The 26,141-nt window shown below is 71.4% G+C and carries 24 protein-coding genes; 13 read left to right on the forward strand and 11 right to left on the reverse strand.

The features are described from left to right. Positions 1 to 4: 4 nt before the first annotated feature. The 3 genes from RAC69_RS12950 to RAC69_RS12960 form a co-directional block, all read right to left on the reverse strand. On the reverse strand, positions 5 to 352 hold the full coding sequence (locus tag RAC69_RS12950; RefSeq protein ID WP_375087164.1) for a cupin domain-containing protein: 348 nt from the start codon (positions 350 to 352) through the stop codon (positions 5 to 7). After that, positions 349 to 1,755, reverse strand: a complete 1,407-nt coding sequence (locus RAC69_RS12955) for an NAD(P)/FAD-dependent oxidoreductase (RefSeq protein ID WP_375087165.1) — start codon at positions 1,753 to 1,755, stop codon at positions 349 to 351. The genes RAC69_RS12950 and RAC69_RS12955 overlap by 4 nt, the downstream gene beginning before the upstream one ends. Before the next feature lie 61 nt (positions 1,756 to 1,816). Then, positions 1,817 to 2,284 carry an Lrp/AsnC family transcriptional regulator gene (locus tag RAC69_RS12960; RefSeq protein ID WP_375087166.1) on the reverse strand — a complete coding sequence of 156 codons (468 nt, stop codon included), beginning with the start codon at positions 2,282 to 2,284 and terminating at the stop codon, positions 1,817 to 1,819. Positions 2,285 to 2,384: 100 nt separating this feature from the next. Between RAC69_RS12960 and RAC69_RS12965 the strand changes: the two genes are divergently transcribed. The 4 genes from RAC69_RS12965 to RAC69_RS12980 all read left to right on the forward strand — a co-directional run bounded on the left by RAC69_RS12965 (position 2,385) and on the right by RAC69_RS12980 (position 7,249). Then, positions 2,385 to 3,818, forward strand: a complete 1,434-nt coding sequence (locus tag RAC69_RS12965) for a gamma-aminobutyraldehyde dehydrogenase (RefSeq protein WP_375087167.1) — start codon at positions 2,385 to 2,387, stop codon at positions 3,816 to 3,818. 64 nt (positions 3,819 to 3,882) lie between these two features. Beyond that, entirely contained in the window at positions 3,883 to 5,022 is a 1,140-nt protein-coding gene (locus tag RAC69_RS12970; protein ID WP_375087168.1) for an ROK family transcriptional regulator, read from the forward strand. Continuing rightward, positions 5,019 to 5,927 carry a polysaccharide deacetylase family protein gene (locus RAC69_RS12975; RefSeq protein WP_375087169.1) on the forward strand — a complete coding sequence of 303 codons (909 nt, stop codon included), beginning with the start codon at positions 5,019 to 5,021 and terminating at the stop codon, positions 5,925 to 5,927. The genes RAC69_RS12970 and RAC69_RS12975 overlap by 4 nt, the downstream gene beginning before the upstream one ends. Further along, complete coding sequence (locus RAC69_RS12980; RefSeq protein WP_375087170.1) at positions 5,924 to 7,249, forward strand: MFS transporter; 1,326 nt, start codon at positions 5,924 to 5,926, stop codon at positions 7,247 to 7,249. The genes RAC69_RS12975 and RAC69_RS12980 overlap by 4 nt, the downstream gene beginning before the upstream one ends. 121 nt (positions 7,250 to 7,370) lie before the next feature. On the opposite strand, the gene galE is transcribed toward RAC69_RS12980, so the two are convergent. The 3 genes from galE to galT all read right to left on the reverse strand — a co-directional run bounded on the left by galE (position 7,371) and on the right by galT (position 10,822). After that, positions 7,371 to 8,348, reverse strand: a complete 978-nt coding sequence (gene galE, locus RAC69_RS12985) for a UDP-glucose 4-epimerase GalE (protein ID WP_375087171.1) — start codon at positions 8,346 to 8,348, stop codon at positions 7,371 to 7,373. Between the two features lie 114 nt (positions 8,349 to 8,462). Further along, positions 8,463 to 9,641 carry a galactokinase gene (galK, locus tag RAC69_RS12990; protein WP_375087172.1) on the reverse strand — a complete coding sequence of 393 codons (1,179 nt, stop codon included), beginning with the start codon at positions 9,639 to 9,641 and terminating at the stop codon, positions 8,463 to 8,465. Then, positions 9,638 to 10,822 carry a galactose-1-phosphate uridylyltransferase gene (gene galT, locus RAC69_RS12995; RefSeq protein ID WP_375087173.1) on the reverse strand — a complete coding sequence of 395 codons (1,185 nt, stop codon included), beginning with the start codon at positions 10,820 to 10,822 and terminating at the stop codon, positions 9,638 to 9,640. The genes galK and galT overlap by 4 nt, the downstream gene beginning before the upstream one ends. Positions 10,823 to 10,892: 70 nt before the next feature. Between galT and RAC69_RS13000 the strand changes: the two genes are divergently transcribed. From RAC69_RS13000 to RAC69_RS13025, 6 genes are all read left to right on the forward strand, one after another. Beyond that, the gene (locus RAC69_RS13000) at positions 10,893 to 11,900 is read left to right on the forward strand and encodes a LacI family DNA-binding transcriptional regulator (RefSeq protein ID WP_375087174.1); all 1,008 of its coding nucleotides are present in this window, start codon (positions 10,893 to 10,895) and stop codon (positions 11,898 to 11,900) included. A gap of 158 nt (positions 11,901 to 12,058) precedes the next feature. Beyond that, on the forward strand, positions 12,059 to 13,222 hold the full coding sequence (locus RAC69_RS13005) for a Gfo/Idh/MocA family protein (RefSeq protein WP_375087175.1): 1,164 nt from the start codon (positions 12,059 to 12,061) through the stop codon (positions 13,220 to 13,222). Continuing rightward, on the forward strand, positions 13,219 to 14,421 hold the full coding sequence (locus RAC69_RS13010; RefSeq protein ID WP_375087176.1) for a dihydrodipicolinate synthase family protein: 1,203 nt from the start codon (positions 13,219 to 13,221) through the stop codon (positions 14,419 to 14,421). Before RAC69_RS13005 ends, RAC69_RS13010 begins: the two co-directional genes overlap by 4 nt. Continuing rightward, positions 14,418 to 15,281 (forward strand): sugar phosphate isomerase/epimerase family protein, encoded by an 864-nt coding sequence (locus RAC69_RS13015; protein WP_375087177.1) that lies wholly within the window; start codon positions 14,418 to 14,420, stop codon positions 15,279 to 15,281. Before RAC69_RS13010 ends, RAC69_RS13015 begins: the two co-directional genes overlap by 4 nt. 94 nt (positions 15,282 to 15,375) lie before the next feature. Beyond that, positions 15,376 to 16,434, forward strand: coding sequence for a LacI family DNA-binding transcriptional regulator (locus RAC69_RS13020; protein WP_375087178.1), 1,059 nt, complete (start codon positions 15,376 to 15,378; stop codon positions 16,432 to 16,434). Continuing rightward, a complete protein-coding gene (locus tag RAC69_RS13025; RefSeq protein WP_375087179.1) occupies positions 16,431 to 17,531 on the forward strand; it encodes a glycerate kinase in 1,101 nt (366 codons plus the stop codon). Before RAC69_RS13020 ends, RAC69_RS13025 begins: the two co-directional genes overlap by 4 nt. A gap of 54 nt (positions 17,532 to 17,585) precedes the next feature. Here the strand turns inward: RAC69_RS13025 and pgm are convergent, their stop codons facing one another. Then, positions 17,586 to 19,229: a phosphoglucomutase (alpha-D-glucose-1,6-bisphosphate-dependent) gene (pgm, locus tag RAC69_RS13030; RefSeq protein ID WP_375087180.1), complete on the reverse strand. Its 1,644-nt coding sequence runs from the start codon at positions 19,227 to 19,229 to the stop codon at positions 17,586 to 17,588. 171 nt (positions 19,230 to 19,400) lie between these two features. Between pgm and pheA the strand changes: the two genes are divergently transcribed. Beyond that, positions 19,401 to 20,351, forward strand: a complete 951-nt coding sequence (gene pheA, locus RAC69_RS13035; protein WP_375087181.1) for a prephenate dehydratase — start codon at positions 19,401 to 19,403, stop codon at positions 20,349 to 20,351. Positions 20,352 to 20,390: 39 nt separating this feature from the next. On the opposite strand, the gene RAC69_RS13040 is transcribed toward pheA, so the two are convergent. The 3 genes from RAC69_RS13040 to RAC69_RS13050 all read right to left on the reverse strand — a co-directional run bounded on the left by RAC69_RS13040 (position 20,391) and on the right by RAC69_RS13050 (position 22,257). Continuing rightward, the gene (locus RAC69_RS13040) at positions 20,391 to 20,597 is read right to left on the reverse strand and encodes a methyltransferase (RefSeq protein ID WP_341933347.1); all 207 of its coding nucleotides are present in this window, start codon (positions 20,595 to 20,597) and stop codon (positions 20,391 to 20,393) included. A gap of 85 nt (positions 20,598 to 20,682) precedes the next feature. After that, on the reverse strand, positions 20,683 to 21,720 hold the full coding sequence (locus RAC69_RS13045) for an LLM class flavin-dependent oxidoreductase (protein WP_375087182.1): 1,038 nt from the start codon (positions 21,718 to 21,720) through the stop codon (positions 20,683 to 20,685). A 114-nt stretch (positions 21,721 to 21,834) separates the two neighbouring features. After that, a complete protein-coding gene (locus RAC69_RS13050; protein ID WP_251589176.1) occupies positions 21,835 to 22,257 on the reverse strand; it encodes an Hsp20/alpha crystallin family protein in 423 nt (140 codons plus the stop codon). A gap of 125 nt (positions 22,258 to 22,382) precedes the next feature. Here RAC69_RS13050 and RAC69_RS13055 point away from each other — a divergent pair, with 125 nt between their 5' ends. Both RAC69_RS13055 and RAC69_RS13060 read left to right on the forward strand, forming a co-directional pair. After that, entirely contained in the window at positions 22,383 to 22,673 is a 291-nt protein-coding gene (locus tag RAC69_RS13055) for a MerR family transcriptional regulator (protein ID WP_375087183.1), read from the forward strand. Between the two features lie 41 nt (positions 22,674 to 22,714). Continuing rightward, complete coding sequence (locus RAC69_RS13060; protein ID WP_375087184.1) at positions 22,715 to 24,448, forward strand: cation:proton antiporter; 1,734 nt, start codon at positions 22,715 to 22,717, stop codon at positions 24,446 to 24,448. Positions 24,449 to 24,651: 203 nt separating this feature from the next. On the opposite strand, the gene RAC69_RS13065 is transcribed toward RAC69_RS13060, so the two are convergent. Further along, positions 24,652 to 26,073, reverse strand: coding sequence for a dicarboxylate/amino acid:cation symporter (locus RAC69_RS13065; protein ID WP_375087185.1), 1,422 nt, complete (start codon positions 26,071 to 26,073; stop codon positions 24,652 to 24,654). Between the last annotated feature and the right edge of the window lie 68 nt (positions 26,074 to 26,141).

Consider the following 26,141-nt stretch of genomic DNA (forward strand, 5'->3'; position numbering starts at 1 on the left):
CGGGTCAGGCGACGTAGATCTTGCGCAGGGTCTTGGTGACCGTCCACTCCGTGCGCATGCCCTCGGCGAGACGCACGACTGACCCCGGTCCGACCTCGATCGCAGGCAGGGCCGGGTCGAGGAACGCGATGCGGGCGTGGCCCGACAGAACGACGAAGACCTCGTCGGCCTCGGTGTCGGATACCGTGCCCGGCGTCATCGCCCAGACGCCGATCTCCACGCCGCGGATCTCCCCGAGGGCGACGGTCGCGGTCGTCGGAGACCCCGACGCGACATCGGATGCCGGCAGCGGCGCGTGCGCGAGCGGCAGCGCCGCGGCATCCACTCCCGTTCCCGCCGAAAGCGCGGTCACGAGTCGAATCCCATGCCGACGGCGTCCAGGGTCTTCAGGAACAGGTTGCGCTTTCCCTCGTTGTGATCGGCGCGGTCCATCGCGGCGCGCACGAGGTTGATGCCGATCGCGGCGGCGGGCTCCGGCGGGAACGGGATGGGCTTCTCACGCACCATCGCCAGCTCCGTGCGTTCGGTCTTCCCGCCTGAGAGTTCGTCGAGCATGACGTCGGCGGCGAACCGGGCGGCGCCGACGCCGAGCCCCGTGAAGCCGGTCGCGTAGGCGACCCGGCCCCGGCGGGCGGTGCCGAAGAAAGCGCAGAACCGGCTCGATGAGTCGATGGCGCCCGCCCAGCGGTGCGTGAAGCGCAGCCCTTCGAGCTGCGGGAACGTCGTGAAGAAATGGGAGGCGAGTCTGCGGTGGCTCTCCATCCGGTCCTCGTACTCGGGGCGCACCTTGCCGCCGAAGTGGTACACGGCGTCGTAGCCGCCGAAGAGGATCCGGTTGTCGGCGGTGAGGCGGTAGTAGTGGAACTGGTTGGCGCTGTCGGCGAGGCCCTGGCGGTTCGACCAGCCGATCGACGTGAGCTGTTCGTCGCTCAGCGGTTCGGTCATCAGCACGTAGTCGTACACGGGGACGGTCATGAGCCGGTTGCGCCTGAGGAGCGACGGGAAGACGTTCGTGGCGAGCGCGACGTCGTCGGCGATCACGCGTCCGCCGTCGCGGGTGACGACGGTCATCGGTCCCGTGCCGTCGCCCTCGATCCCTCGCACGAGCGAACGCTCGAAGATCTCGACGCCGAGGTCGGCGGCGACGCGCGCGAGCTCGAGGCCGAGCTTCGCGGGATGCACGAGCGCGGTGGCATCGCGGTCCCACGCGCCGGCGAGGAAGGTCGGCGAATGCACTTCGGCCTGCACGGCCTCGCGATCGAGGAAACCGTCCTCCTCGCGGAGCCAGTCGACCTGGTGCGGCTCGACGGCGAGCGTGATCGCGCCGGTGCTCTCGAAGTCGGCATCCATCCCGTACCGCTCCACGGTCCGGGCGATCCCGTCGAGGTTCTCGAGGCCGAGCTCTTCGAGCCGGTCGATCTCGTGCGGCCACCGGGTCGCCCCGTTCTCGTGGCCGTGCGTGAGGCTGGCCTCGCAGAAGCCGCCGTTGCGTCCGGAGGCCGCCCACGCGATGCGCGACGCCTCGAGCAGCACGACCCGACGCTGCGGGTCGCGCTCCTTGGCGCGCACCGCGGTCCACAGTCCGGCGTACCCGCCGCCGACGATCACGAGGTCGGCGGCGATGGTCCCGGTGAGGCGCGGGTGCGCGGGGCGCTCGACGTCGTCGAGCCAGAACACGCTCAGCGCGGTGCCCCGCAGGGACGCGTCGATGACGGCATCCGAGGGGCGCTGGCGTTCGAAGACGGTGATTCCCATGATCACTCCGGTGCGGATCGGCTGGCGGACGGACGGGCGGACGGCGGGGAGGGACGCGCGGTCAGCGCGTGCCCCAGTTGTAGAGGTCTTTGTAGAGCCCGGCGTAGAGCAGGCTCTCGGTGTGGATGACGCCGGGGATGGTGCGGATGCGCGTGGCGATGAGGTCGAGCAGGTCGGCATCGCTCTCGCACACGGCCTCGACGAGGATGTCGAAGGTGCCGAGGGTCACGACGACGTACGCGAGTTCGGTGATCTCGGTCAGCTGCTCCGCGACCGCGCGCGGGTCGCCGGTGACGCGGATGCCGATCATCGACATCCGGTGGAATCCGAGCTGCATCGGGTCGGTGACCGCGACGATCTGGATGATGCCGGCCTCGGTCATCCGCTGCACGCGCTGGCGGGCGGCGGCCTCGCTGAGACCGACCTCGCGGCCGATCTCGGCGTAGGGCCGGCGTCCGTCCTCCTGCAGGAGTTCGACGATGCGCTTCGAGATGTCATCGAGCATCGGGTGCTTGGAAGGACCGCTCATGTGTCGATATTGACAGGAGGCTCGGCGATTGGCAACTGATTCCATCGTCATTCTCAGGTTGCCCTTCTGTATTCGTGACGCTCTCGCTAGCATGGCGGGCATGGCCACAGAACCCCTGCAGAACTTCATCGGCGGTCGACGCGTTCCCGTGAACGGCGCAGGGCGGATGCCGCTGATCGACCCGGCGACGGAGGAGACCTACGGCGAGCTGCCCGTATCCGACACGATCGACGTCGACGCCGCGTACGCGGCGGCCGCTGCCGCGTTCCCGATCTGGCGCGACACGACCCCGGCCGACCGGCAGCTCGCGCTGTTCCGCATCGCCGACGAGATGCAGGCCCGCGCCGAGGAGTTCGCCGACCTGGAGTCCAAGGACACCGGCAAGCCGCGGGCCAGCCTCGTCGCCGACGAGATCCTGCAGTCCATCGACCAGCTGCGGTTCTTCGCCGGCGCCGCCCGCAGCCTCGAGGGTCGCGCCGCCGCCGAGTACCTCGCCGGTCACACCTCGTTCGTGCGCCGCGAGCCGATCGGCGTGATCGGCCAGGTCACGCCGTGGAACTACCCGCTCAACATGGCGGTGTGGAAGATCGCGCCAGCGCTCGCCGCCGGCAACACCGTGGTGCTGAAGCCCGCCGAATCGACCCCGCTGACCACGCTGCTGCTCGCCGAGATCGTGGCCGTGCACACGCCCGCCGGCACTCTGAACGTCGTGCTCGGCGACCGCGACACCGGGGTGGCGCTCGTCGAGCATCCGACGCCGCAGATGGTCGCGATCACCGGGTCGGTGCGGGCGGGCATGGCGGTGGCCCGCTCGGCCGCCGCCGACGTGAAGCGCGTGCACCTCGAACTCGGCGGCAAGGCGCCGGCCATCGTCTTCCCCGACGCCGACCTCGACAGGGCGGCCTCGGGCATCGTCACCGGCGCGTTCTTCAACGCCGGGCAGGACTGCACGGCCGCCACCCGCGTGCTCGTGCACTCCTCTGTGCACGACGAGTTCGTCGCCTCGCTCGTGGAGAAGGCGAGGACGGACGCCCGCACGGGCGGTCCGCACGAGGAGGGCGTGCTCTACGGGCCGCTCAGCAGCGCCGCGCAGCTCGCGCAGGTGTCCGGCATCGTCGACCGTCTTCCCGCGCACGCGACGATCGCCACGGGCGGGCGCCGCCAGGGCGACCGCGGCTACTTCTACGAGGCGACGATCGTGACGGGTGTGCACCAGGACGACGAGGCCGTGCAGAGCGAGATCTTCGGCCCGGTGCTCACCGTGCAGGCCTTCGACACAGAGGAGGAGGCGCTCGCGATGGCCAACGACGTGCCGTACGCGCTGGCCTCCTCAGTGTGGACGCGCGACCACACGCGGGCGATGCGGTTCTCGCGCGACCTCGACTTCGGGTGCGTGTGGATCAACACCCACATCCCGTTCGTGTCGGACATGCCGCACGGCGGCTTCAAGCACTCGGGCTACGGCAAGGATCTCTCACAGTACGGCTTCGACGACTACACCCGCCTGAAGCATGTGATGACAGCACTGGAATGACCGCTCGACCGGTGGGACGCGATGTGTCTATGCTGGGTCGCACGTCGACTCCGGGGGGATCCTCATGGCACGACCGCTCGCCGGTCCGCAGACCCTGCTGCGCACCCTCAACGGACGCGCCATCCTCGAGACGCTCGCCCGTCGCGGACCGCTCACGCGGGCGGAGCTCATGACCGAGACGGGACTCTCGCGCACCGCGGTGACCCAGGTGCTCCGGATGCTGGAGGGCACGGATGCCGTCGCCCCGGCCGGCGTCGACCGGGAGACGCGGGGACCGGCGGCGGGCCGAGTCGCACTGCATCCGACCCTCGGCTTCGCCGCCGCCGTGCACGTCGACACGGTCGCCGCGCACATCGCGCTCGTCGATGCGACAGGCGCCGTGCGCGTCGAGAACCACGCCCCCTTCCCGCTCAAGGGCGACCGGGTCGAGCACATCGCCGAGCTGATCGACGCCTGCCTCGCGTCGGTCGACGGTCGGCTGCACGTGGCGGTCGTCGGGGTGCCGGGGATCGTGACGGCCGACGGCGGGATCCGCGACGACCAGGGGCCGGACGGCGGGGCGTTCCGCGCGGCGCTCTCGTCGAGACTCGGCTGCCCCGTGCGGGTGGAGAACGACGTGAACCTCGCCGCGCTCGCCGAGCTCAGCGACGGCCGCGGCGCTGAGCTCGCGAGCTTCGCCCTGCTCCTGCTCGACGGCGGTCTCGGCGGCGGCATCGTCATCGACGGGCGGCTGCATCGGGGCTTCTCAGGCGTCGCAGGCGAGGTGATGTACCTGCCGCAGACGCCGCTGCCGATCGGCGCTCCCGTGCTCGGCGATGCCGTCGTGCGCGATCTCGCTCTGACGCACGGCCGCGACCCGGACGAGACGATCGATCAGCACCTCGAGGCCGCAGCCGCGGGTGACGAGGCCGCGATCGCCATGGCCGCCGAGATGGGGCGCCGCCTCACGATCGCCGCGGGCAGCGTCGCGCTGATCCTCGACCCCGAGGCGTTCATCCTCGGCGGCACCGCAGCGCACCCCGTGCTCGTCGACGCGGTCGCCCTGGTCGCCGACGAGTTCGCCGCCCAGCTGCCGATGCGCTTCATCGTCTCGTCGTTCGGCCCCGAGGCGCCCCTCGTGGGTGCCGTGCAGGAGTCGGCCGCCGCGCTGCGCGCCACGGTCTTCTCGCGTCTCGTACCCTCGGCCGAGAAGGCCGGGAGATGAGCTCCGACCTCGCCGACCGCCTGGGCCTCCCGCCGGGGGCGAGAGCCGTCATCCTCAACGCCGACGACTTCGGCATGTGCCATGCCGCGAACACCGCGATCATGCGGCTGCTCGGCGACGGCGCGATCGACTCGGCGACCGTGATGGTGCCGTGCGCGTGGGCGCCGGAGGCGCTGGCGTTCGCGGCATCCCGTCGTGACCTCGACGTGGGCGTGCACCTCGTGCTCACGAGCGAGTGGACGCGGTACCGCTGGCGCCCGCTCACGGGCACCGGCACGACGCTGGTCGATGAGGCGGGGTTCTTCCCGGCCGATGTGCTGGCGGTCGAGCAGCACGCCGCCGAGGCCGATGTCGACGCCGAGCTCGCGGCGCAGCTGCAGACCGCGCTGGATGCCGGGGTCGACGTCACGCATCTCGACAACCACATGGGCTCGGTCTACGGGCTGCTCACGGGGCGCGACTTCCTCGGTCCCGTGTTCGACCTGGCCGCGCGGCACGGGCTGCCGTTCCGACTGCCGCGGGAGATGGCCGGCTCCGACGACGACGCGATGATGCAGGCGAAGCTCGCCGAGACGGCCGCGGCCGCCGATGCGCGGGGCGTCGAGATCGTCGACCGGCTGTGGACGCATCCGTTCGAGCAGGCCCCTGGCGAGACGTACGAGCAGGTGCGCGACGACTTCATCTCCCTGCTGCGCGCCATCCCCGCGGGTGTGACGGAGATCTACCTGCATCCCATGGTCGACGACGTCGAGCTGCGATCCGCTGTGGACTTCGCGGCCGAGAAGCGCGGACACGAGCTGCGGCTGCTGTCGGACCCCGCGGTGCATCGGGCGATCGTCGAGGAGGGGCTCGTGCGGATCGGCTGGCGCGCCCTGCGCGATCTGCAGCGGAAGGGACGGGCATGACCTCGCTGACGACCCGGCTGCGCGACCGGAGGCTCGACGCCGCTCCGACGAGGGCGCAGACCATCGCGTTCGGAGCGTCGGGTTTCCCGACCCAGTTGATGACGCAGACGTTCTCGGCGTTCGTCGTCTACTTCTACGTCACGCACCTCGGCGTCCCGCCGGAGTGGGTGGCCGCCGCGATGATCGCGCACGGGATGCTCAACGCCGTGCTGAACCCGGTGGTGGGGGCGCTCTCCGACCGCATCCGCACGCCGTGGGGGAGGCGCATCCCGTGGATCGGGCTCGGGATCGTGCCGCTCGTGGTCGCATTCGCCCTCGTGTGGATGCCGCCGGAGCTTCCGGTGCCGGGGCTCATCGTCTGGTTCCTCGTCGTCGTCGCCGTCTACGACATCGCGTTCGTGGTCGTCGTGCTGAACATCTCGGCGCTGTTCCCCGAGATCTTCCGCACGACGGAGGAGCGCGCGCGGGGGAACGTGCCCCGGCAGATCTTCGCGATCCTGGGCATGGTGCTGGGCACGGCGGGCGCCCCCGCCCTCTACGGGTGGATCGGCTGGGCCGGCATGGCGATCGTGCTCGCAGGCGTCTGCCTCGTGATGCTGGCGTGGTCCTTCGCGGGCGGGATGGTCGAGCGCCGCGTTCCTGAAGCGGCGTCCGCGGCCATGCGCTGGGGTGCGCAGCTGCGCTACACGTTCGCGAACCGCGCCTTCGTGCCCTACGTGCTCGGCTCGCTGTTCGTGCAGACCTCGATCGCCGTCATCCTCGCCGCGATCCCCTTCTACGTGCGGTACTCGCTGGGCGCCGCCGAGGGAGATGGGAGCCTGCTGCTCGGCGCGATCTTCGTCACGGCGATCCCGTCGATCGTGCTGTGGAGCGCTGTCGTGCGCCGCACCTCGCCGCGCAGGGCCCTGCTGTGGAGCGTCGCGGTGTTCGGCGTCGCCGTGCTCGGCTACCTGCTGCCGACGAGCGTTCTCGCCGCCGCGCTGATCGGCGTCGCCGTCGGCGTCGGCGTCGGCGGCCTGCTGCAGCTGCTCGAGGTCGTGCTGTCGCAGATCATCGACGAGGATGCCGTGCGCACCGGCCACCGCCGCGAGGGGGCCTACTTCGGGGTGAACGGCTTCGTCGTGCGCGGCTCGGTCGTGTTGCAGGCGGTCGTCGCGGCGGTCGTGCTCACGTCGTCGGGCTTCGACGCCTCGCTCGGCGATGCGCAGCCCGAGACGGTGGACGGCGGCATCCGGCTCATGGTCGCCGTCGTGCCGCTCGTGTTCACGGCGCTCGCGTGGGTGTGCTTCTGGCTGTATCCGATCCGCACGCGCGACGTCTGACCCGAGCGGGTCGCGCCGTCAGCTCGTGCCCCGACCCACCCCTCTCTCCCCGACCCACCCCTCTGTGCCGCGTGTGCACCGGGGTGGCTCGGGCCCAGAGGGGTGGCTGGGTGCGGGGCGCTCAGCTCGCCCGGCGGCGCGCCTCCCAGCCCGTGCGCACCATGTCGTCGACCGAGTAGCGCATCTTCCAGTCGAGGTCGCGCGCGGCGAGCTCTCCGGTGGCGACGATGCGGTCGGGGTCGCCGGGGCGGCGGGGACCGATCTCCGGCGTGAAGTCGATTCCGGTGACGCGGGCGACGGCATCCATGATCTGCTTCACGCTGAGGCCGTCACCGGATCCGAGGTTGTACGCCGGTTCGATCGACTCTCCCGCGGCCAGCCGCTGGGCCGCGGCGACGTGCGCGGCGGCGATGTCTCCGACGTGCACGTAGTCGCGCACGTTCGTGCCGTCGGGGGTGTCGTAGTCGTCGCCGTTGATGCGCGGCGTCTCACCCGCGATGAGCTTCTCGAACACGATGGGGAAGAGGTTGTGCGGGCTCACGTCGTACACGGTCGGGTCGGCCGATCCGACGACGTTGAAGTAGCGCAGCGAGGTGTGCCGCAGCGGCGCATCGGAGTCGGCGGTCGCGACCGCCTGGTCGCGCAGCAGCCACTCGCCGATGAGCTTGGACTCGCCGTAGGGGCTGGCCGGCTTCTTCTCGGTGCTCTCGACGACGAGCGCGACGTCGGGGGTGCCGAACACGGCGGCCGATGACGAGAACACGATGTTCTGCACGCCGGTCGCCTGCATGGCCTCGAGGATCACCCTCGTGCCCTCGACGTTCTGCGCGTAGGTGTGCAGCGGGCGCTGCACCGAGACACCGGCGTACTTGTACCCTGCCACGTGGATGACGCCCTCGGCGTGGTGCTCGCGCAGCGTCTGCTCCACGAGCTCCCGGTCGAGGATCGTGCCCCGCACGAACGGAACGCCCTCCGGTGCGAACGATGCGACACCGCTGGAGAGGTCGTCGATGATGACGGGGGAGAGCCCCGCCTCGGCGAGTGCTCGGACGACGTGGGCGCCGATGTAGCCGGCTCCGCCGGTGACGATCCAGGACATGATCCTCCTCCTGCCGCGTCGTCCGCGGCTCGACCCATCTTCTCAGGCGCTTTCGAATCGCGTGAATTGCAGTTCTCAGGGGCTGAGGATTGCCGTTCGCGCTACTCGAAAGGGTCAGGTGTCGCGGCCGGCACCCGCCGAGGGCACGACGGTGAACACGGTCGGCTCCGCGAACCCGGATGCCGCGAACGCGGCGCGCACGGCATCCGTCACCGCCCGCTCGGCGTCGCGCTCGATCAGCGCGATGGCCGCCCCGCCGAAGCCGCCGCCCGTCATGCGCGCGCCGATCGCCCCCGCCTCGACGGCCGCCTCGACGGCGGTGTCGAGCTCGGGGACCGAGATCTCGAAGTCGTCGCGCATCGACGCGTGCGAGGCGATCAGCAGGTCGCCGATCGCGCGCGGTCCGTGCTCGCGGAGGGTCCGCACGGTGTCGAGCACCCGCTGGTTCTCGGTCACGATGTGACGCACGCGGCGGAAGGTCACGTCGTCGAGGACCCGCCCGGCACGGGCCAGGTCGGAGGTCGAGACGTCGCGCAGGCTGCGCACGTCGAGCAGCGCCGCGCCCCGTTCGCACGACGCCCGCCGTTCGCGGAACCCGCCGGTCGAGTGGGCGTGCGAGACCCGGGTGTCGATCACGAGGATCTCGAGCCCGGCGTCGGCGAGTCCGACCGGCACCGTCACCGCATCCAGCGAGCGGCAGTCGAGGAAGATCGCGGCGTCGGATTCGCCGAGCATCGCGGCCATCTGGTCCATGATCCCGGTCGGAGCGCCGACGGCCTCGTTCTCGGCGCGACGGCCGATGCGGGCGAGTGCGGTGCGGTCGAGCCCCGCGCCCCACAGCTCGTTCAGAGCGGACGCCGTGGCCCCCTCGATCGCGGCGGATGACGAGAGTCCGGCGCCCACCGGGACGTCGGAGGCGATCGCGATGTCGATGCCCGAGCTCTCGATGCCGGCCTGGCGCAGAGCCCATGCGACGCCGAGGGGGTAGGCGGCCCACTCGGCAACCCGCGGCGCGGAGCCGGGCGCCGTGGGGAACAGCTCGTCGAGCTCGGCGAGCGCGACCTCGACCGGCTCCTCGGCGAAGGTCGAGGCGACGCGGACGCGGTCGTCGCGGCGTCGTGCGACGGCGGCCACCGTGCGGTGCGGGATCGCGAACGGCAGGACGAAGCCCTCGTTGTAGTCGGTGTGCTCGCCGATGAGGTTGACGCGACCCGGCGCCGACCAGACGCCCTCCGCCGCCGCGTCGGTCAGTTCAGCCAGCAGCCTCGTGGCCTGCTCGAGCGCGGTGCTCATGCGGTGACCTCGCCGACGCTCTCGACCGCGTCGCGCAGTCGGGCGGCGCCCTGCTCCGGCGTGATCTCGGCGGCCCAGGCCCACATCGCCGCCTCGGAGCCGGCGAGGAACTTCAGCTTGTCGGCGGCGCGCCGCGGGCTCGTGAGCTGCAGGTGCAGCCGCACGCTGTCGCGGCCCACGTGCACGGGGGCCTGGTGCCACGCGGCGATGTACGGCGTCGGGGTGTCGTACAGTGCGTCGACGCCGCGCAGCAGCCGCAGGTACAGCGGCGCCAGCTCGTCGCGCTGCGCGGCGGTCGTGGCGGCGAAGTCGGCGACCTGCTCGTGCGGCACGAGGTGCACCTCGAGGGGCCATCGTGCGGCGAACGGCACGAACGCGGTCCAGTGCTCGCCCTGCAGCACGACGCGGTCGGACTCGCGCTCCGAGTCGAGGATCCGCTGGAAGAGGTCGGGCGCGGTGCGGTCGATGGAGTCGAGCAGTCGCGTGGTGCGCGGCGTCACGTAGGGGTAGGCGTAGATCTGTCCGTGCGGATGCGGCAGGGTGACGCCGATCGCCTCGCCGCGGTTCTCGAAGGGGAACACCTGCTCGACGCCCGGCAGCTGCGACAGCGCCGCGGTGCGGTCGGCCCACGCCTCGATCACGGTGCGGGCTCGGGTGACGGTCTGCGTGCCGAACGATCCGGTGTGCTCGGGGCTGAAGCACACGACCTCGCAGCGCCCCACCGAGGTGCGCGTGCGGCCGAGACCGAGGGCGGCCAGGTCGTCGAGGCCGCGCGGTGCGTTGTTCGCGCCGGGGGCCGTGCCGGTCGCTTCGGCGAGGGCGGGGCCGAAGGCGGGGGAGCGGTTCTCGAACACCGCGACGTCGTAGCGCGAGGGGACCTCGGACGGGTTGGTCGGCGACTGCGGGGCGAGAGGGTCGGCGTCGGCACTCGGCATCATGACGCGGTTCTGGCGGTTCGCCGCGACGGTGATCCAGTCGCCGGTGAGCACGTCGAGGCGCATGGTGGCGGTCTCGCCGCGGGGGTCGAGGGCCCTCGCGTCGACCGCGCGCTCGGCTCCGAGGGTCGTGCCCGGATCGTCGAAGTAGAGCAGCTCGCGACCGTCGGCCAGAGTGGTCGTGCGCTTCACGACGCCGGCGGTCAGGGTCTCGGCCGGCAGCGCGGAGGCATCGTGCGTGTTCACGTCAACATGGTAGGTCGCGCCCGTGATAACGTCAACATGGATCGACCGGGATGAGCACGGAGGGCGGACGATGAGCGAGCAGACCGATCCCGCCCGCCCGCATCGCGGGACATCGGGCGACCGTGTGTCGATGGCCGCCGTCGCCGGCCGCGCCGGCGTCTCCGGCCAGACGGTGTCGCGGGTCGTGAACGGCAGTCCGCGCGTCGACCCGGCGACGCGGGAGCGCGTCGAGCGGGCGATGGCCGAGCTCGGCTACCGCCCGCACCGCGCCGCCCGCGCGCTGCGAACCGGGCGCTCGCAGACCATCGGCCTCGTCGTGACCACGCTCGCGACCGTCGGCAACTCCCGCATGCTGCAGGCCACGGCCGAAGCGGCAGCCGAGCGCGGCTACGCCCTCACCCTCGTGACCGCCGCCGCGGGTGTGGCCGATGCCTTCGAGCGCCTCGCCGAGCAAGGCGTCGACGGCGCCATCGTGCTCAACGAGGCCTCGGCGCTCGTGCCCGCGGCGCAGCGCCCCCTCGGGCTGCGACTGGTCGTGGTCGACGCTCCGGCGGAAGCCGGCCTCGTCGTCGTGCACAGCGACCACGCCGGGGGAGCGGCTGCCGCCACGCGGCGCCTGCTCGACCTCGGTCACCGTACGGTGCACCACCTCGCCGGCCCCGCCGAGTCGTTCGCCGCCGCCGAGCGCGAGCGCGGGTGGCGCGAGACGCTGCGCGCGGCGGATGCCGAGCAGCCCGCCGTCGTGCGAGGGGACTGGTCGTCCGAGGCGGGGCATGCGGCGGGTGCGGCGCTGGCCGGGGCATCCGCCGTCTTCTGCGCCAACGACCAGATGGCGCTGGGGCTGCTGCGGGCACTCGCCGATGCGGGCCGCCGCGTGCCGGACGACGTCGCGGTGATCGGCTTCGACGACGTACCGGATGCCGCGAACTACCGCCCTCCGCTCACGACGATCCGGCAGGACTTCGAGGCGCTCGCGCAGCGGGCGGTCGAGCTGCTCGTCGGCGAGATCGAGGGATCGGCCGTGGCTGCGGCATCCGTGGTCCCCGCCTCCCTCGTCGAGCGGGCCAGCGCGCGCTGACGCTCGGGCCATCGACCGCGCGCTGACGAGAGCGCGCAGAATTGGCGGAGAGCGTTTTCCGCGATCCCTTGCCCCGAGCCGCGGTCGCATGCCATGCTGTCGGAAAGCGTTTACCCACCGCGGCCGAGGTCGCGACGGCATCGACAGGACGGACCAGCATGGCACAGGCCACGACCCGCGAGATCGGGATCATCATGAACGGCGTCTCGGGGCGCATGGGCTATCGGCAGCACCTCGTGCGGTCGATCCTCGCGATCCGTGAGGAGGGCGGCATCGAGTTGCCCGACGGCTCCCGCGTCACGGTCAAGCCGCTGCTCGTCGGCCGCAACGAGGCGAAGCTCGCCGAGCTCGCCGCGAAGCACGGCATCGACGACTACACGACCGATCTGGACGCAGCGCTGGCCGACCCGCAGTGGGAGATCTACGCCGACTTCCTCGTGACCAAGGCCCGGGCGTCGGCGCTGCGCAAGGCGATCGCGGCCGGCAAGGCCATTTACACCGAGAAGCCCACCGCCGAATCGCTCGACGAGGCCATCGAGCTCGCTCGTCTCGCCGACGAGGCCGGGGTGAAGACCGGCGTCGTGCACGACAAGCTGTACTTGCCCGGTCTGCAGAAGCTCAAGCGCCTCATCGACTCGGGGTTCTTCGGTCGCATCCTCTCGGTGCGCGGCGAGTTCGGGTACTGGGTTTTCGAGGGCGACTGGCAGCCGGCCCAGCGTCCGAGCTGGAACTACCGCACGGAAGACGGCGGCGGCATCATCGTCGACATGTTCCCGCACTGGAACTATGTGCTGGAGAACCTGTTCGGCGAGGTCACGAGCGTGTACGCGCAGGCCGCCGTGCACATCTCCGACCGCTGGGACGAGAAAGGCGAGCACTACACCGCGACCGCCGAGGACGCGGCGTACGGCATCTTCGAGATCGAGGGCGGCATCATCGCCGAGATCAACTCGAGCTGGACCGTGCGGGTCAACCGCGACGAGCTCGTCGAGTTCCAGGTCGACGGCACGCTCGGCTCCGCCGTCGTCGGACTGTTCGGCGCGAAGATCCAGCCCCGCAACGCCACGCCCAAGCCGGTGTGGAACCCCGACCTCGAAGACGGCCACGACTACGACGCCGACTGGCAGCAGGTGCCGACCAACGACGTGTTCCTCAACGGATTCCGCCAGCAATGGCAGGAGTACCTCGTCTCGTACGTCGAGGGGACGCCGTACCCGTTCGACCTGCTCTCCGGCGCGCGCGGCGTGCAGTTCGCCGAGGCCGGCCTCACCTCCTCCGCCGAGGGGCGCAAGGTGCCGCTCGAGCCGCTGACGCTGCGATGAGCGCGCTCCGACTGCTCGCGTCGGACGGGTCGCTGTCCGACACCCCGCTGCAGGACGGCGCCGGCTACGCACGACCCACCGCTCCGCTGCGGAGCCGCGTCGCCTACGCCGCGGCCCACGTCGTCCCGAAGGTGCACGCCGACAACACGCCGGGCCGCCCGGCCGACATCGACTGGGACGCCACGCTCGCGTTCCGCCGCAACGTGTACTCGTGGGGGCTCGGGGTCGCCGACGCCATGGACACCGCGCAGCGCAACATGGGTCTCGACCCCGCCGCCGTGCGCGAACTCATCGCCCGCAGCGCCGAGGTCGCCCGCGAGGACGGGGCGTCGGTCGTCGTGGGGGTCAACACGGATCACGTCGACGAGCAGCGCATCCCCCTCGACCAGGTGATCGACGCGTACAAGGAGCAGCTCCACTTCACCGAGGAGCAGGGGGCGGGTCCTGTGCTCATGGCGTCCCGTCATCTCGCACGCGCGGCCACGGATGCCGACGACTACCGCCGCGTGTACCGCGAGGTGCTGGCGAGCGCGACCGTTCCGGTCGTGCTGCACTGGCTCGGTCCGGCCTTCGACCCGGAGCTCGACGGCTACTTCGGCGCGAGCGACTGGCAGACGGCATCCTCCGTGCTGCTCGACATCATCGGCGAGCACCCCGACAGGGTCGCGGGGGTGAAGATGAGCCTGCTGAACGCCGAATCCGAGATCTCGGTGCGCGAGCGCCTGCCGGAGGGCGTGCGCATGTTCACGGGCGACGACTTCAACTACGTCGGCCTCATCGGCGGCCATTCGTCGTCGAGCGCGCCGAGCGAGGCGACACGCACGCACTCCGACGCCCTGCTCGGTGCGTTCGCCGCGATCACCCCGGTCGCGTCGGCCGCGATCCAGGCGCTCGATGCCGGAGACCCGCAGCGCTACCTCGACATCCTCGGCCCGACCGAGGAGCTCAGCCGCCAGGTGTTCGCCGCTCCGACGTTCTACTACAAGACCGGCGTCGCGTTCCTCGCCTGGTTGAACGGACACCAGTCGGCGTTCCAGATGGTCGGCGGCCTGCACTCCGCGCGCAGCCTCCCGCACCTCAGCCGCATCGTCGAGCTCGCCAACGCCTCGCTCGCCCTGGAGGACCCGGAGCTCGCGCGGGCGCGCTGGCACGGGATGCTGCGCCTGAACGGCCTCGACCTCGGGAAGGCGCACGCATGAGCGTCGACCCGCGCCTCAGCATCAACCAGGCGACCATCAAGCACGCCGACCTCGCGACGGCCCTGCGCGTGACGGCGGAAGCCGGCATCGAGGCCATCGGCCTCTGGCGCGAGCCCGTGAACGACGTCGGCCTCGACGTCGCCGCGCGCATGCTCGCCGACTCCGGGCTGCGCTTCACGACGCACTGCCGCGGCGGGTTCTTCACGCTCCCCGATGGACCGGAGCGGATCGCGGCCCTCGACGACAACCGGCGCGCGATCGAGGAGACCGCGACGCTCGCGGCGGCGGGCGCCGACGGGTCGACGGCCGTGCTCGTGCTCGTCGCGGGAGGCCTACCGGCCGATTCCCGAGACCTCGTCGGGGCCCGCGAGCGCGTGCGCGACGCCCTGGACGCGCTGGCGCCGGATGCCGAGGCGGCCGGTGTCACGCTGGCGATCGAGCCGCTGCATCCGATGTACGCGGCCGACCGTGCGGTCGTCTCGACCCTCGGCCAGGCGCTCGACCTCGCCGCCGACTTCGCACCCCACGTCGTCGGGGCCGCGGTCGACACGTTCCACATCTGGTGGGACCCGCAGGTGCTCGATCAGATCGCTCGCGCCGGACGCGAGGGTCGCATCGCGACATATCAGGTGTGCGACTGGAAGACGCCGCTGCCGGCCGACGTACTGCTGTCGCGGCACTACCCCGGCGACGGCGTCATCGACTTCGGGTCGCTCACGCGCGCGGTCGTCGAGACCGGGTACGACCGCGACATCGAGGTCGAGATCTTTCACGCCGACGTGTGGGCCGACGACCCCGCGCGAGTCGTGCGGCGCACGGCGGAGGCATTCGGGGCCGCGGTGTCGCCGCACCTGCCGTGACCGGGCGGCGGCCGAGCGGCCCGGCCCGCCATCCGGGGACACGTCAGCCGAACGGGCCGGACGTCACGGCCGCACCGACCACTAGGCTCGGGGCATGACCCTGCCGGAAAGCCCTTCCCGCGTGCGCCAGCCGCGCACGCCGCGAGGCGCGGCCCCGACGCTGCACGACGTGGCGCGGGAGGCAGGGGTGTCGTTGGCCACGGCATCCCGGGTGCTGAACGGCTCGGAGCGCAAGGTCGCCGAGTCGTTCCGCGAACGCGTCGAACAGGCGGCCGCGGCCCTCGGCTACACGGCCAACGTCTCGGCGCAGGCCACCGCGCGAGGCACGTCGCCCGTGATCGCGCTGCTCGTCGCCGATATCGCCGACCCCTACTTCGGACTCATCGCCGCGGGCGTCGCGAAGGGCGCGGACGAGCACGGCCTCGTCGTCACGATCTCGATCACGGAGCGCGACCCGGCCCGCGAGGCCCGCATCGTGCGAGCCCTTCGCGGACAGCGCCCGCAGGGGCTCATCATCGCGGCCTCGCGCACGAGCGGCGAGGACTACTCCGCGACCGAGGCCGAGCTCGACGGGTTCGGAGGCTTCGGCAGCAGGGTCGTCACGTTCGGCGCCCGTGTCGGCGACAACCGCCACGTCGAGATCGACAACCGCGCGGGCGCCGAAGAGCTGGGCCTGCGGATGGGCGCCCTCGGGTACCGGTCGGCGATCGTCGTCGGCGCGGCACCGGGCGTGCTCACCTCCGACGAACGCGTCGCCGGCTTCAGGGGCGGGTTCGAGAGGGCAGGCGGACACGTCGATCGCGTGCTCCGCGGAGACTTCCAGCGCGAGTCCGGTGCCGAGGCGATGGCGGCGGCGCTGGCCGAGGGTGTCGAGCCGGGAACCCTCGTGTTCGGCATGAGCGACGTGATCGCGATCGGGGCGATGTCGGCGATCCGCGCCGCCGGACGCGAGGTCGGGGCCGACATCGCGGTCTGCGGCTTCGACGACGTGCCGTCGAGCAACGACGTCACCCCTGCGCTCACGACCGTGCGCATGCCGCTCAGCGATATCGGATATCAGGCCTTCCGTGCGACGGTCGACGCCGACTGGCAGCAGACGCCGCTGCCGCTCGAGGTCATCGTGCGGGCGAGCACCCCGGGGGTGGGCGCATGACCAGGGTGGTGCTGGCTCCCGACAGTTTCAAGGGCACGATCACGGCGGCGGATGCGGTGGCGGCGCTCGCCGACGGGTGGGCGACCGTCGAACCGGATGCCGAGTTCGTGCACCGGCCCATGGCCGACGGCGGCGAGGGCACGGTGGCGGCGTTCGCGGCGGCGGTGCCCGGCGCGGAGCGCATGCCCGTCACGGTCGACGGCCCCGCGGGAGCACCGATCGACACCGCGTGGCTGCTGCTCCCGGCCGACGCGGAGACACCCGGCGGCACCGCCGTCGTCGACCTCGCCTCGACCTCGGGGATCGAACTGCTCGACGAGCTGCGCCCTGCAGACGCCGACACGACCGGATTCGGTCAGGCGATCGCCGCGGCGCTCGACCACGGCGTCTCGCGCGTCATCGTCGGCATCGGATCGAGTGCGTCGACGGACGGCGGGACGGGGATGCTGACCGCCCTCGGCGCGCGGTTCCTCGATGCCGCCGGGGCACCCGTCGCCCGGGGAGCCCGCGGACTGCTCGACCTCGCGTCCGTCGACCTCGACGGGCTGCGCGTGGCGCCCGAGGTGCGCGTGCTCACCGACGTGACCAATCCGCTCGTCGGCCCGCGGGGCGCCGCGGCGGTCTTCGGTCCACAGAAGGGGCTGCTGCCTGACGACATCGAGCGGGTGGATGCCGCGCTCGCGCGACTCGCGGGCCTGCTCTGCCTCGACTCCTCGCTGCCGGGCAGCGGCGCGGCCGGCGGGACCGGTGCGGCGCTCGTCGCCTGGGGCGCCGCTCTCGCGCCCGGGGCCGCCGAGGTCGCTGACCTGGTCGGAATCGAGTCGGCGATCCGCGGAGCGGACGTCGTCATCACGGGGGAGGGCTCCTACGACGGGCAGTCGGGGGACGGCAAGGTCCCGTCCTTCATCGCCGGGCTCGCAGCATCCGCCGGATCGACCGCACTGCTCGCCGCCGGTCGCATCACCGACGACTCCGACACGACGCTGTTCACGGCGTCCGTCTCGCTCACCGCGCTCGCCGGATCGTCGGCTGCCGCGCTCGCCGAGCCCGCGCACTGGCTGCGCGAGGCCGGCGCACTCCTCGCCCGCTCGCGCTGAGCGAGGGGCCCCTTTCGGTCGTTGAGCGAGCGGAGCGAGACGAAACGCGCCGACTCAGCCTCCGAGCGCGGCGGAGACGACGGCTCGTGCCTCCTCCTGCACCTCGGCGAGGTGCTCGGGGCCGCGCAGGCTCTCCGCGTACAGCTTGTAGACGTCCTCGGTGCCCGACGGGCGGGCCGCGAACCACGCGTGCTCGGTCTGCACCTTGAGCCCGCCGATGGCGGCGCCGTTGCCCGGCGCGTGCGACAGCCTGGCCGTGATCTCCTCACCCGCGAGGGTCGTGGCGGCGACGGCATCCGGTGCGAGCCTGCCGAGCGTCGCCTTCTGCTCGGGGGTGGCCGGGGCGTCGACCCGCTGGTACGCCGACGAGCCGAAGGCCTCTTCGAGCTCGCGGTACCGCTCCGAGGGCGTCTTGCCCGTGACGGCGATGATCTCGGCGGCGAGCAGGCAGAGCAGGATGCCGTCCTTGTCGGTCGACCAGACGCTGCCGTCCTTGCGGAGGAACGACGCGCCGGCGGACTCCTCACCGCCGAACGCGACGGTGCCGTCGAGCAGGCCGGGGACGAACCACTTGAAGCCCACCGGCACCTCGAGCAGGCGGCGGCCGAGCGACTCCGCGACGCGGTCGATGATCATCGACGACACGAGCGTCTTGCCGACCGCGGCGTCGCGGGGCCACTCGGCGCGGTGCGAGAACAGGTAGTCGATCGCGACCGCGAGGTAGTGGTTGGGGTTCATGAGCCCCGCGTCGGGGGTCACGATGCCGTGGCGATCGGCATCCGCGTCGTTGCCGGTGAGCACGTCGAAGTCGCCTTTCTTGGCGACGAGCGAGGCCATGGCCGAGGGAGAAGACGGATCCATGCGGATCTTCTCGTCCCAGTCGAGCGTCATGAAGCGCCACGTCGGGTCGACCTCGGGGTTCACGACGGTGAGGTCGAGGTCGTGGACCTCCTTGATGTGCGCCCAGTAGTCGACCGACGCGCCGCCGAGGGGGTCGGCGCCGATCCGCACACCCGCGCGGCGGATCGCGTCGACGTCGATGATCGACGCGAGATCGCGCACGTACACGTCGCGGAAGTCGTAGCTCGGCAGGGCATCCCAGTCGATGTCGGCGAAGCTCTCGCGCTTCACTCCGTCGAGGCCGTTGGCGATGAGCTCGTTCGCTCGATCGGCGATCCACCCGGTCGCGTCGGTGTCGGCGGGTCCGCCGTGCGGCGGGTTGTACTTGAAGCCGCCGTCGCGCGGAGGGTTGTGCGAGGGGGTGACGACGATGCCGTCTGCGCGACCCGCGGCATCCGGTGCCAGGTCGCGGTTGTAGGTGAGGATGGCGTGGCTGAGTGCGGGCGTCGGCACCCAGGAGTCGCGGGCGTCGACGCGCACGTCGACGCCGTTCGCGACGAGCACCTCGATGGCGCTGCGCTCGGCCGGGAGCGACAGGGCGTGCGTGTCGCGGCCGAGGAACAGGGGGCCGGTGATGCCCTGTGCGGCGCGGTAGTCGACGATCGCCTGCGTGGTCGCGAGGATGTGGTTCTCGTTGAAGCTGTTCGACAGGGAGGAGCCGCGGTGACCGCTCGTGCCGAAGACCACCCGCTCGGCGGTGACATCGGGATTCGGCGTCCGATCGTAGTAAGCGGCGATCAGCTCGTCGACGTCGATCAGGTCAGTGTCCTCCGCGGGGAGGCCGGCACGGCTCGTCATGCAGACAGTCTGCCCTCAACTCGGCCGGAGTGCATCCCCGTTGACACGCCCGTCGACCCGGTGCGACCACGTCTCGATCTTCGAATCGCGCACGTGGTCGCTTTTCCGCTTCGAAAGCAGCCATTCGCGCGATTCGAAAGCGATTCTCGACCCGGTCTGCCGCGGGCTAAGGTGAAACGCGTGACTGAACGCCGCACCTACAGCTATCTGGGCCCTGCCGGAACGTTCACGGAGGCGGCGCTCGACCAGGTCGCCGAGGCGCGGGGTCAGGACTGGCGTGCCGTGCACAACGTCGGCGAGGCGCTCGCCGACGTCCTCGAGGGTCGCAGCTACGCAGCGATGATCGCGATCGAGAACTCGATCGAGGGCGGTGTCTCCACGACGCAGGATGCCCTTGCGACGCTCCCCGGGCTCCGCATCATCGGCGAGTACCTCGTGCCGGTGAACTTCGTGCTCGTCGCACCGCGAGGCACGACGCTGTCGGATGTGCAGGTGATCGCCGCGCATCCCGTCGCCTACGCGCAGTGCCACGGCTGGCTCGGCGCGAACGTGCCGTCGCACTCGCACGTGCCGGCGGCGAGCAACGTCGCGTCGGCGATCGGCGTGCTCGACGGATCGCTGCCCGCGCAGGCGGCGATCGCCGCGCCCGGCATCGTGAAGCACCTCGACGTCGACGTGCTCGCGGAGGGCATCGGCGACAACGCGCAGGCCGTCACCCGGTTCGTGCTCGTCACGCGGACGACCACCGCTCCCGCGCCCACCGGCGCCGACAAGACCTCGCTCATCGTCGAGCTGCCGCACGACCACCCCGGTTCGCTGCTCGAGATGCTGGAGCAATTCTCGACCCGCGGCATCAACCTGTCGCTCATCGAGTCGCGGCCGATCGGCGACGAGCTGGGACGCTACCGATTCGTCATCGATGCCGACGGGCACATCTCGCACGAGCGCATGGCCGACGCGCTGCTCGGCATCCGCCGGTTCAGTCCCCGCGTCGTGTTCCTCGGGTCGTACCCGCGCGCCGACCGCCAGATCGTGCAGTACCCCGACCGCTACGCCGACGACGTGTTCGTCGAGGCGCGGGACTGGCTGCGCGGCATCCTCTCCGGCGAGCCGGAGGCGTAGCGACCGCTGCGGCCGTCCGTTCCCGCGTCCCGGCGCGGCTCAGTGCTCGACGAACATCGGCCAAGCGCTGCCCGGCCGCATCTTCGAGTGCAGAGCCCCCTTCGCGGAGGCGAGGCTCGGGAAGGTGCCGGCCGCGGCATCCGAACCCGCCATCACGACGGTGTATCCCTCGTCGTCATGGCGGATGCTGCCGACCACGCCGTTCGTCCCGTAGGCCACCCAGAGTGCCAGAGTCTTGGTGCTCATCGTCGAACCCCTTCCGTTGCGGCCGACGCTACGCCCTGCCGCGGGCGAAAACCAGCCCTTGCCGGGTGTCGCAGGATGCCGTGCGCTAGCGCATCGCCGCGGCGACGAGCTCGAGCGTCTGCGCGCGACCGGCTGCGCTGTCGCGCGGCTCGGCCTCGTACGCGCCGGCGACGGGCGACAGCATGACCTCGTCGACGCCGTACGTCGACGCGAACGAGCGCACCTCGGCGGCCACAGACTCACCGGTGCCGACGAACCACCGGGAACGCGCGGCCTCGACGACCTGGTCGGTCGCGGCGTCCGTCTCGGCGGCGAGCGCCTCCTCCACGGTTTCGAGGGCGACGAGCGGCTTGTTCAACCGCAGCCGCGCCATCATGCGCAGCTGCGGCAGGGCGCGAGCCTCTGCTTCTTCCTGCGTGGGCGACGCGACCGCGTTCACGGTGAGGAACGTGCGCGGTTCGGGGTGCTCCTCGCTGGGCTGGTAGCCGCTGCGGTAGAGGTCGAGCGCCCGTTCGAGGCCCTGTCCGGAGAAGTGGTTCGCGAACACGTAGGGCAGGCCGTGCGCGGCGGCGAGCTGTGCGGAGTAGTCGCTCGACCCGAGCAGCCACACCTCGGGGGCGCCGGTCGCGGCAGGGGTGGCTCGCACGGTGTACTCGCCACCCGATGTGAATCGCACGGTCGCGCCGTCGCCCGAGACGAGCGCGCCGATGTCCTGCACGTGGCGGGGGAACTGTTCGACGTCGCTGGTCGTGCCCGATTCGCGGAGCAGCTGCGTGATCACGGGGTCGCTGCCCGGTGCGCGGCCGAGACCCAGATCGATACGGCCGGGGGCGATGGCCTCGAGCGCGGCGAACTGCTCCGCCACGATGAGCGGCGCGTGGTTCGGCAGCATGACTCCGCCCGATCCGAGGCGGATGGTCGAGGTGCGCGTCGCGGCGGCGGCGATCAGCACCGGGGGAGTCGTCGACGCCACGGCGGGCATGTTGTGGTGCTCGGCGAACCAGAACCGGCGATAACCCAGCCGGTCGGCCGTCTCGGCGAGGGACAGGGAGGCCGCGATGGCCTCGGCGCTGGTCTGCCCGGTGCGCACCGGGACGAGGTCGAGAACGGAGAGAGCAGTCACCCCGACCCCAACGCCGAGCCGGGCGCAGGCATTCCCGAGCAAGCGGATGCCGAAGCAGGCGCGGCGCGGCGCGGTGCGGGGCGGGACGCCGCCGTCCCACCCCGCACCGGTCGATCAGGCGTCGATCGCCTGACGCTGCTCCGTCGACTCGACCGTGATCTTGCGCGGCTTGGCGCGCTCGCTCACCGGGATGATGACAGACAGCACGCCGCTCTCGTACGACGCGCTGATGCCGTCGAGGTCGACGCCGTCGCCGAGCGTGAACTGGCGCAGGAACGATCCGGCGCCGCGCTCACGGGCCAGCCAGCGCACGCCCTCGCGGGTGTCTGCGGTGCGCTGGGCGCGGATCGTGAGCTGTCCGCCGTCGAGATCGACATCGATCGAGCCGGGGTCGGCCCCCGGCAGGTCGGCGTGCAGGATGTAGCGGTCGCCGTCGCGATAGAGGTCCACCGGCATCAGCCGGGGTGCGCGAACGGAGTCCAGCACGCTCGCGGCGAAGCGATCGAGCTGGCTGAAGGGGTCGAAGGTCAGTGCCATGAGGTTCTCCTTTCGTGCGGCCCAGAGGGCGATGAGTCGATGCAGGTAATCTGCATCTTTTGCTGTAGATTTGTTATAGAACACCTGTAGCACAGTTCGCAAGTCGATCCGAGGGAACTCTCAGAATGGCCCAGCGCGACCCCCGCACACCCCTGTACGGCATCGCCGTCGCCGCGCAGCTCGTCGATCTTCCCGAGGCCACGCTCCGGCTCTTCGAGAGCAAGGGTCTGCTGACTCCCGCCCGCAGCGACGGCGGGACCCGCCGCTACAGCGACGACGACATCGACCGCCTGCGTCGGGCCGCGGAACTGCGCGAGGACGGCCTCAACATCGTCGGCATCGCGCGCGTGCTCGCGCTGCAGGACGAGAACGTCGGACTCCGCGCCGCCCTGCGCCAGGCCGCGACCACGGACTGAGGAGCGTACGGCCCGCCGAGTCGGCGCAGTACCTTAAGGGCATGGATGCCGAGATCTTCTACGTGCTCGTCGGGGCGGTCGTCGTGGCGGCGATCGCCCGATGGCGGGGGTGGCCTGCGCCGCTGCTGGTGACGGTCGTCGCGCTCGCGGCATCCTTCCTCCCGTTCGTGCCCGACGTCGAGATCGACGGGCACCTGCTGCTGAATCTCGTGCTGCCGCCGTTGCTGTACTCGGCCGCTCTCGACGTGTCGTTCGTGGGGTTCAAGCGCAGCCTCCCGCAGATCCGGCGTCTGGGCGTGAGCCTCGTGCTGCTGACGGCGCTCGCGGTGGGTTTCGTGGCGTGGTGGATCCTTCCGTCGCTCACCCTCCCCGGCGCGCTGCTGCTCGGTGCGATCGTCGCCCCGCCCGATGCCGTGTCCGCCGCGGCGATCGGCCGCAAGCTCGGGCTGCCTCGCCGCATCATGACGGTGCTGTCGGGCGAGAGCCTCATCAACGACGCGACCTCGCTGACGCTGTACCGGGTGTTCGCGGCCATCCTCGCGGGCGCGACGCTCACGGTGTGGGACGGCATCTGGCAGTTCCTCCTCGCGGTGGGCGTGGGCGTCGCGGTGGGACTCGTCTTCGGCGCGGTGCTGCACCAGCTGCGCATGCGCATCAACGATGCCGTGGTGATCGGCACGTTCGGTCTGCTCGCCCCGTTCGGCGCCTACGCGATCGCCGAGCACCTGCTCGGGTCCGGTGTGCTGGCGGTCGTCGCGATGGGGCTCTTCGTCGGCTACAACTCGCCGCGCACCGACTACACGACCCGACAGCAGGAGAAGCCCCTGTGGCTGTCGGCCGACCTGCTGCTCGAGAGCTTCGTGTTCGCGTACATCGGATTGCAGTTCCCGCGGGTGCTGCGCGACCTGGGCGGCGAGGAGGTCGGCCGCATCCTGCTGCTCTCCGGAGTCGTCCTGCTCGTGGTGCTCGTGGTGCGCCCGCTGTACGTGTACCCGACGAACGCGTGGGCGAACGTCCAGGACCGGCGACGTCTCGCCCGGTGGGATCGCGCGGTCGAATCGGGGGCGTTCGACGGCAGGCGCCGGGAGTCGAAGCGCTGGCGCGAGTACGACCCCGAGGAGATGCGGTCGAAGATCGTGCGCGACCGCATGGCCGGGCTGCAGCTCACCTGGAAGCACAACGCCATCATCTCGTGGGCCGGCATGCGCGGCGTCGTCACCCTGGCGACCGCGCTCGCCGCGGCCGACCTCGCGACGCTCGGCACCGAGCCCTCGCACGCGATCGTCGTCGTGGCGTTCATCGTGACGGTCGGCACGCTGCTGTTGCAGGGGCTGACGCTGCCGGTGTTGATCCGCGGACTCGGCATCGCGAGCGACGTCGACGAGCAGGACGACGAGAGGGCGCTCGAGGCCGTCAAGGCGAAGAGCCGCGAGGCGGGCAAGAAGTATCTCGCCGAGAAGCGCGCCGAATGGGAGGCCACGCACGGCCACGTCGATCTGGAGATGTTCGACGCCTTCACACGCCGCATGACGCGGGTCGAGCGCGACACCGACGAGGCGCAGGAGGTGGAGGATGCCGTGCAGCGCCGCCCCTCGTTCGACGACCTCGCCGCGCTCTCGCGGGGGTGGCTGCAGGTGCGGCGGGAGATCCTGCTGGAGGAGCGCGACGCCGGCAACCTCGACGAGGAGGTCATGCGCGAGCTGCTCGCCGCGATGGATGCCGAGGAGCTGGCGCTCGACACCCGCGGCGCCACACGGCAGCAGGGTCGCGCCTGACCCCGCCCCGCGGCATCCTCCCCGTCCCCGCCGTACGCCGAAACCCACCACGGGCGTCGATACCCACCTCGCGAGACGTCGCCGGGGATGGGTTCCGGCGCGGGTGATGGGGCTCGGCGCCCGGACGGGCGCGAGAGAGGGGAAGCGCACGCAGAAGCGCCCCGCCCCGGAGGGGCGAGGCGCTTCGAGCAGCGGACCGCGGGTCAGCGGGCTCCGGCAGGCGCGGTGGTGGATGCCGCGGCATCCGCCTCGTCCGCGTCGTCGTCGCTGTCGTCGGCGAAGGGAAGGCCCTCGCGCGGCGCGTTGTAGAGCTCCTCGTTCAGGATGCCCTCGCGCTTGGCGACGATCGCCGGGACGAGCGCCTGCCCGGCGACGTTCACCGCGGTGCGGCCCATGTCGAGGATCGGGTCGATCGCGAGCAGCAGGCCGACGCCCTCGAGCGGCAGCCCCAGGGTCGACAGCGTGAGCGTGAGCATGACGGTCGCCCCGGTGGTGCCGGCCGTGGCGGCGGATCCGACGACCGAGACGAGCACGATCAGCAGGTACTGCACGACGTTCAGCTCGATGCCGAAGAACTGGGCGACGAAGATCGCGGCGATGGCGGGGTAGATCGCGGCGCAGCCGTCCATCTTCGTGGTCGCGCCGAACGGCACGGCGAACGACGCGTACGAGCGGGGCACGCCGAGGTTGCGCTCGGTCACGCGCTCGGTGAGGGGCAGCGTGCCGATCGACGAGCGGCTGACGAAGCCGAGCTGCACGGCGGGCCACACGCCCGAGAAGTACTGCTTGATCGACAGGCCGTGCGTCTTCACGAGCACGGGGTAGACGACGAACAGCACGATCGCGAGGCCGATGTACACGGCGATCGCGAACCAGCCGAGTGCGGCGAGCTTCTCCCAGCCGTACTTGACGACGGCGGCGCCGATCAGGCCGAACGTGCCGATCGGGGCGATGCGGATGATCCACCACAGCACGCGCTGGATGACCTTGAGCAGCGACTCGGTGAACGCGAGGAACGGCTCGGCCTTCTTACCGGCCTTCAGCGCGGCGATGCCCACGGCGACGGCGACGACGATGACCTGCAGGATGTTGAAGTTCACGCTCGAGGTGAAGGTGCCGTCGGTGGCGCCCTGGTTCGTGCTCACGCCGAGACCGAGGAAGTTCTGCGGGATCAGTCCGAGGAGGAAGTTCCACCAGGTGCCGACCGTGTACGGGTCGCTGGGCTCGAGTCCGTCGCCGGCGCGCGAGCCGGGCTGGATGACGAGGCCGAGGACGATGCCGATGGTCACCGCGATGAAGGCGGTGATCGCGAACCAGAGCAGGGTCTGTCCGGCGAGGCGGGCGGCGTTCTGCACACGACGCAGGTTCGAGATGCTGGCGACGATCGCGGTGAAGATGAGCGGCACGACGGCGGCGCGCAGCAGCGTCACGTACGAGCTGCCGATCGTGTCGAGCGTGGCGGAGAGGCCGTTCGGCTCGGTGGCGGTCGCGCCGAGCTGGCGGGCGATGAGGCCCGCGGCGATGCCGAGGACGAGGGCGGCGAGGATCTGGAAGCCGAACGAGGTCAGCAGCTTCCGGACCGGCCCGCGAGTGTCAGGCGCTGTGGTGCGCGCAGTGGTGCTCATGGGGTGGGGAACTCCAGGATCGATGCGCGCCTGGGGTGCGCGCGAGAACAGAACGATGCGCGCGAATG

Source organism: Microbacterium sp. LS_15 (assembly GCF_041954735.1).
Taxonomy (GTDB): Bacteria; Actinomycetota; Actinomycetes; order Actinomycetales; family Microbacteriaceae; genus Microbacterium.

Coding starts and splice junctions, on each gene's coding strand:
- RAC69_RS12955 (WP_375087165.1), bottom strand. CDS start 1,755: ATGGGAATCACCGTCTTCGAACGCCAGCGCCCCTCGGATGCCGTCATC.
- RAC69_RS13065 (WP_375087185.1), bottom strand. CDS start 26,073: ATGAGCACCACTGCGCGCACCACAGCGCCTGACACTCGCGGGCCGGTC.
- RAC69_RS13010 (WP_375087176.1), top strand. CDS start 13,219: ATGAGCGCGCTCCGACTGCTCGCGTCGGACGGGTCGCTGTCCGACACC.
- galE (WP_375087171.1), bottom strand. CDS start 8,348: ATGTCCTGGATCGTCACCGGCGGAGCCGGCTACATCGGCGCCCACGTC.
- RAC69_RS13025 (WP_375087179.1), top strand. CDS start 16,431: ATGACCAGGGTGGTGCTGGCTCCCGACAGTTTCAAGGGCACGATCACG.
- RAC69_RS13050 (WP_251589176.1), bottom strand. CDS start 22,257: ATGGCACTGACCTTCGACCCCTTCAGCCAGCTCGATCGCTTCGCCGCG.
- RAC69_RS12975 (WP_375087169.1), top strand. CDS start 5,019: ATGAGCTCCGACCTCGCCGACCGCCTGGGCCTCCCGCCGGGGGCGAGA.
- RAC69_RS12980 (WP_375087170.1), top strand. CDS start 5,924: ATGACCTCGCTGACGACCCGGCTGCGCGACCGGAGGCTCGACGCCGCT.
- RAC69_RS12960 (WP_375087166.1), bottom strand. CDS start 2,284: ATGAGCGGTCCTTCCAAGCACCCGATGCTCGATGACATCTCGAAGCGC.
- RAC69_RS13060 (WP_375087184.1), top strand. CDS start 22,715: ATGGATGCCGAGATCTTCTACGTGCTCGTCGGGGCGGTCGTCGTGGCG.
- RAC69_RS13020 (WP_375087178.1), top strand. CDS start 15,376: ATGACCCTGCCGGAAAGCCCTTCCCGCGTGCGCCAGCCGCGCACGCCG.
- pgm (WP_375087180.1), bottom strand. CDS start 19,229: ATGACGAGCCGTGCCGGCCTCCCCGCGGAGGACACTGACCTGATCGAC.
- RAC69_RS12965 (WP_375087167.1), top strand. CDS start 2,385: ATGGCCACAGAACCCCTGCAGAACTTCATCGGCGGTCGACGCGTTCCC.
- RAC69_RS12970 (WP_375087168.1), top strand. CDS start 3,883: ATGGCACGACCGCTCGCCGGTCCGCAGACCCTGCTGCGCACCCTCAAC.
- galK (WP_375087172.1), bottom strand. CDS start 9,641: ATGAGCACCGCGCTCGAGCAGGCCACGAGGCTGCTGGCTGAACTGACC.
- RAC69_RS13015 (WP_375087177.1), top strand. CDS start 14,418: ATGAGCGTCGACCCGCGCCTCAGCATCAACCAGGCGACCATCAAGCAC.
- RAC69_RS13040 (WP_341933347.1), bottom strand. CDS start 20,597: ATGAGCACCAAGACTCTGGCACTCTGGGTGGCCTACGGGACGAACGGC.
- RAC69_RS13005 (WP_375087175.1), top strand. CDS start 12,059: ATGGCACAGGCCACGACCCGCGAGATCGGGATCATCATGAACGGCGTC.
- RAC69_RS13055 (WP_375087183.1), top strand. CDS start 22,383: ATGGCCCAGCGCGACCCCCGCACACCCCTGTACGGCATCGCCGTCGCC.
- RAC69_RS13000 (WP_375087174.1), top strand. CDS start 10,893: ATGAGCGAGCAGACCGATCCCGCCCGCCCGCATCGCGGGACATCGGGC.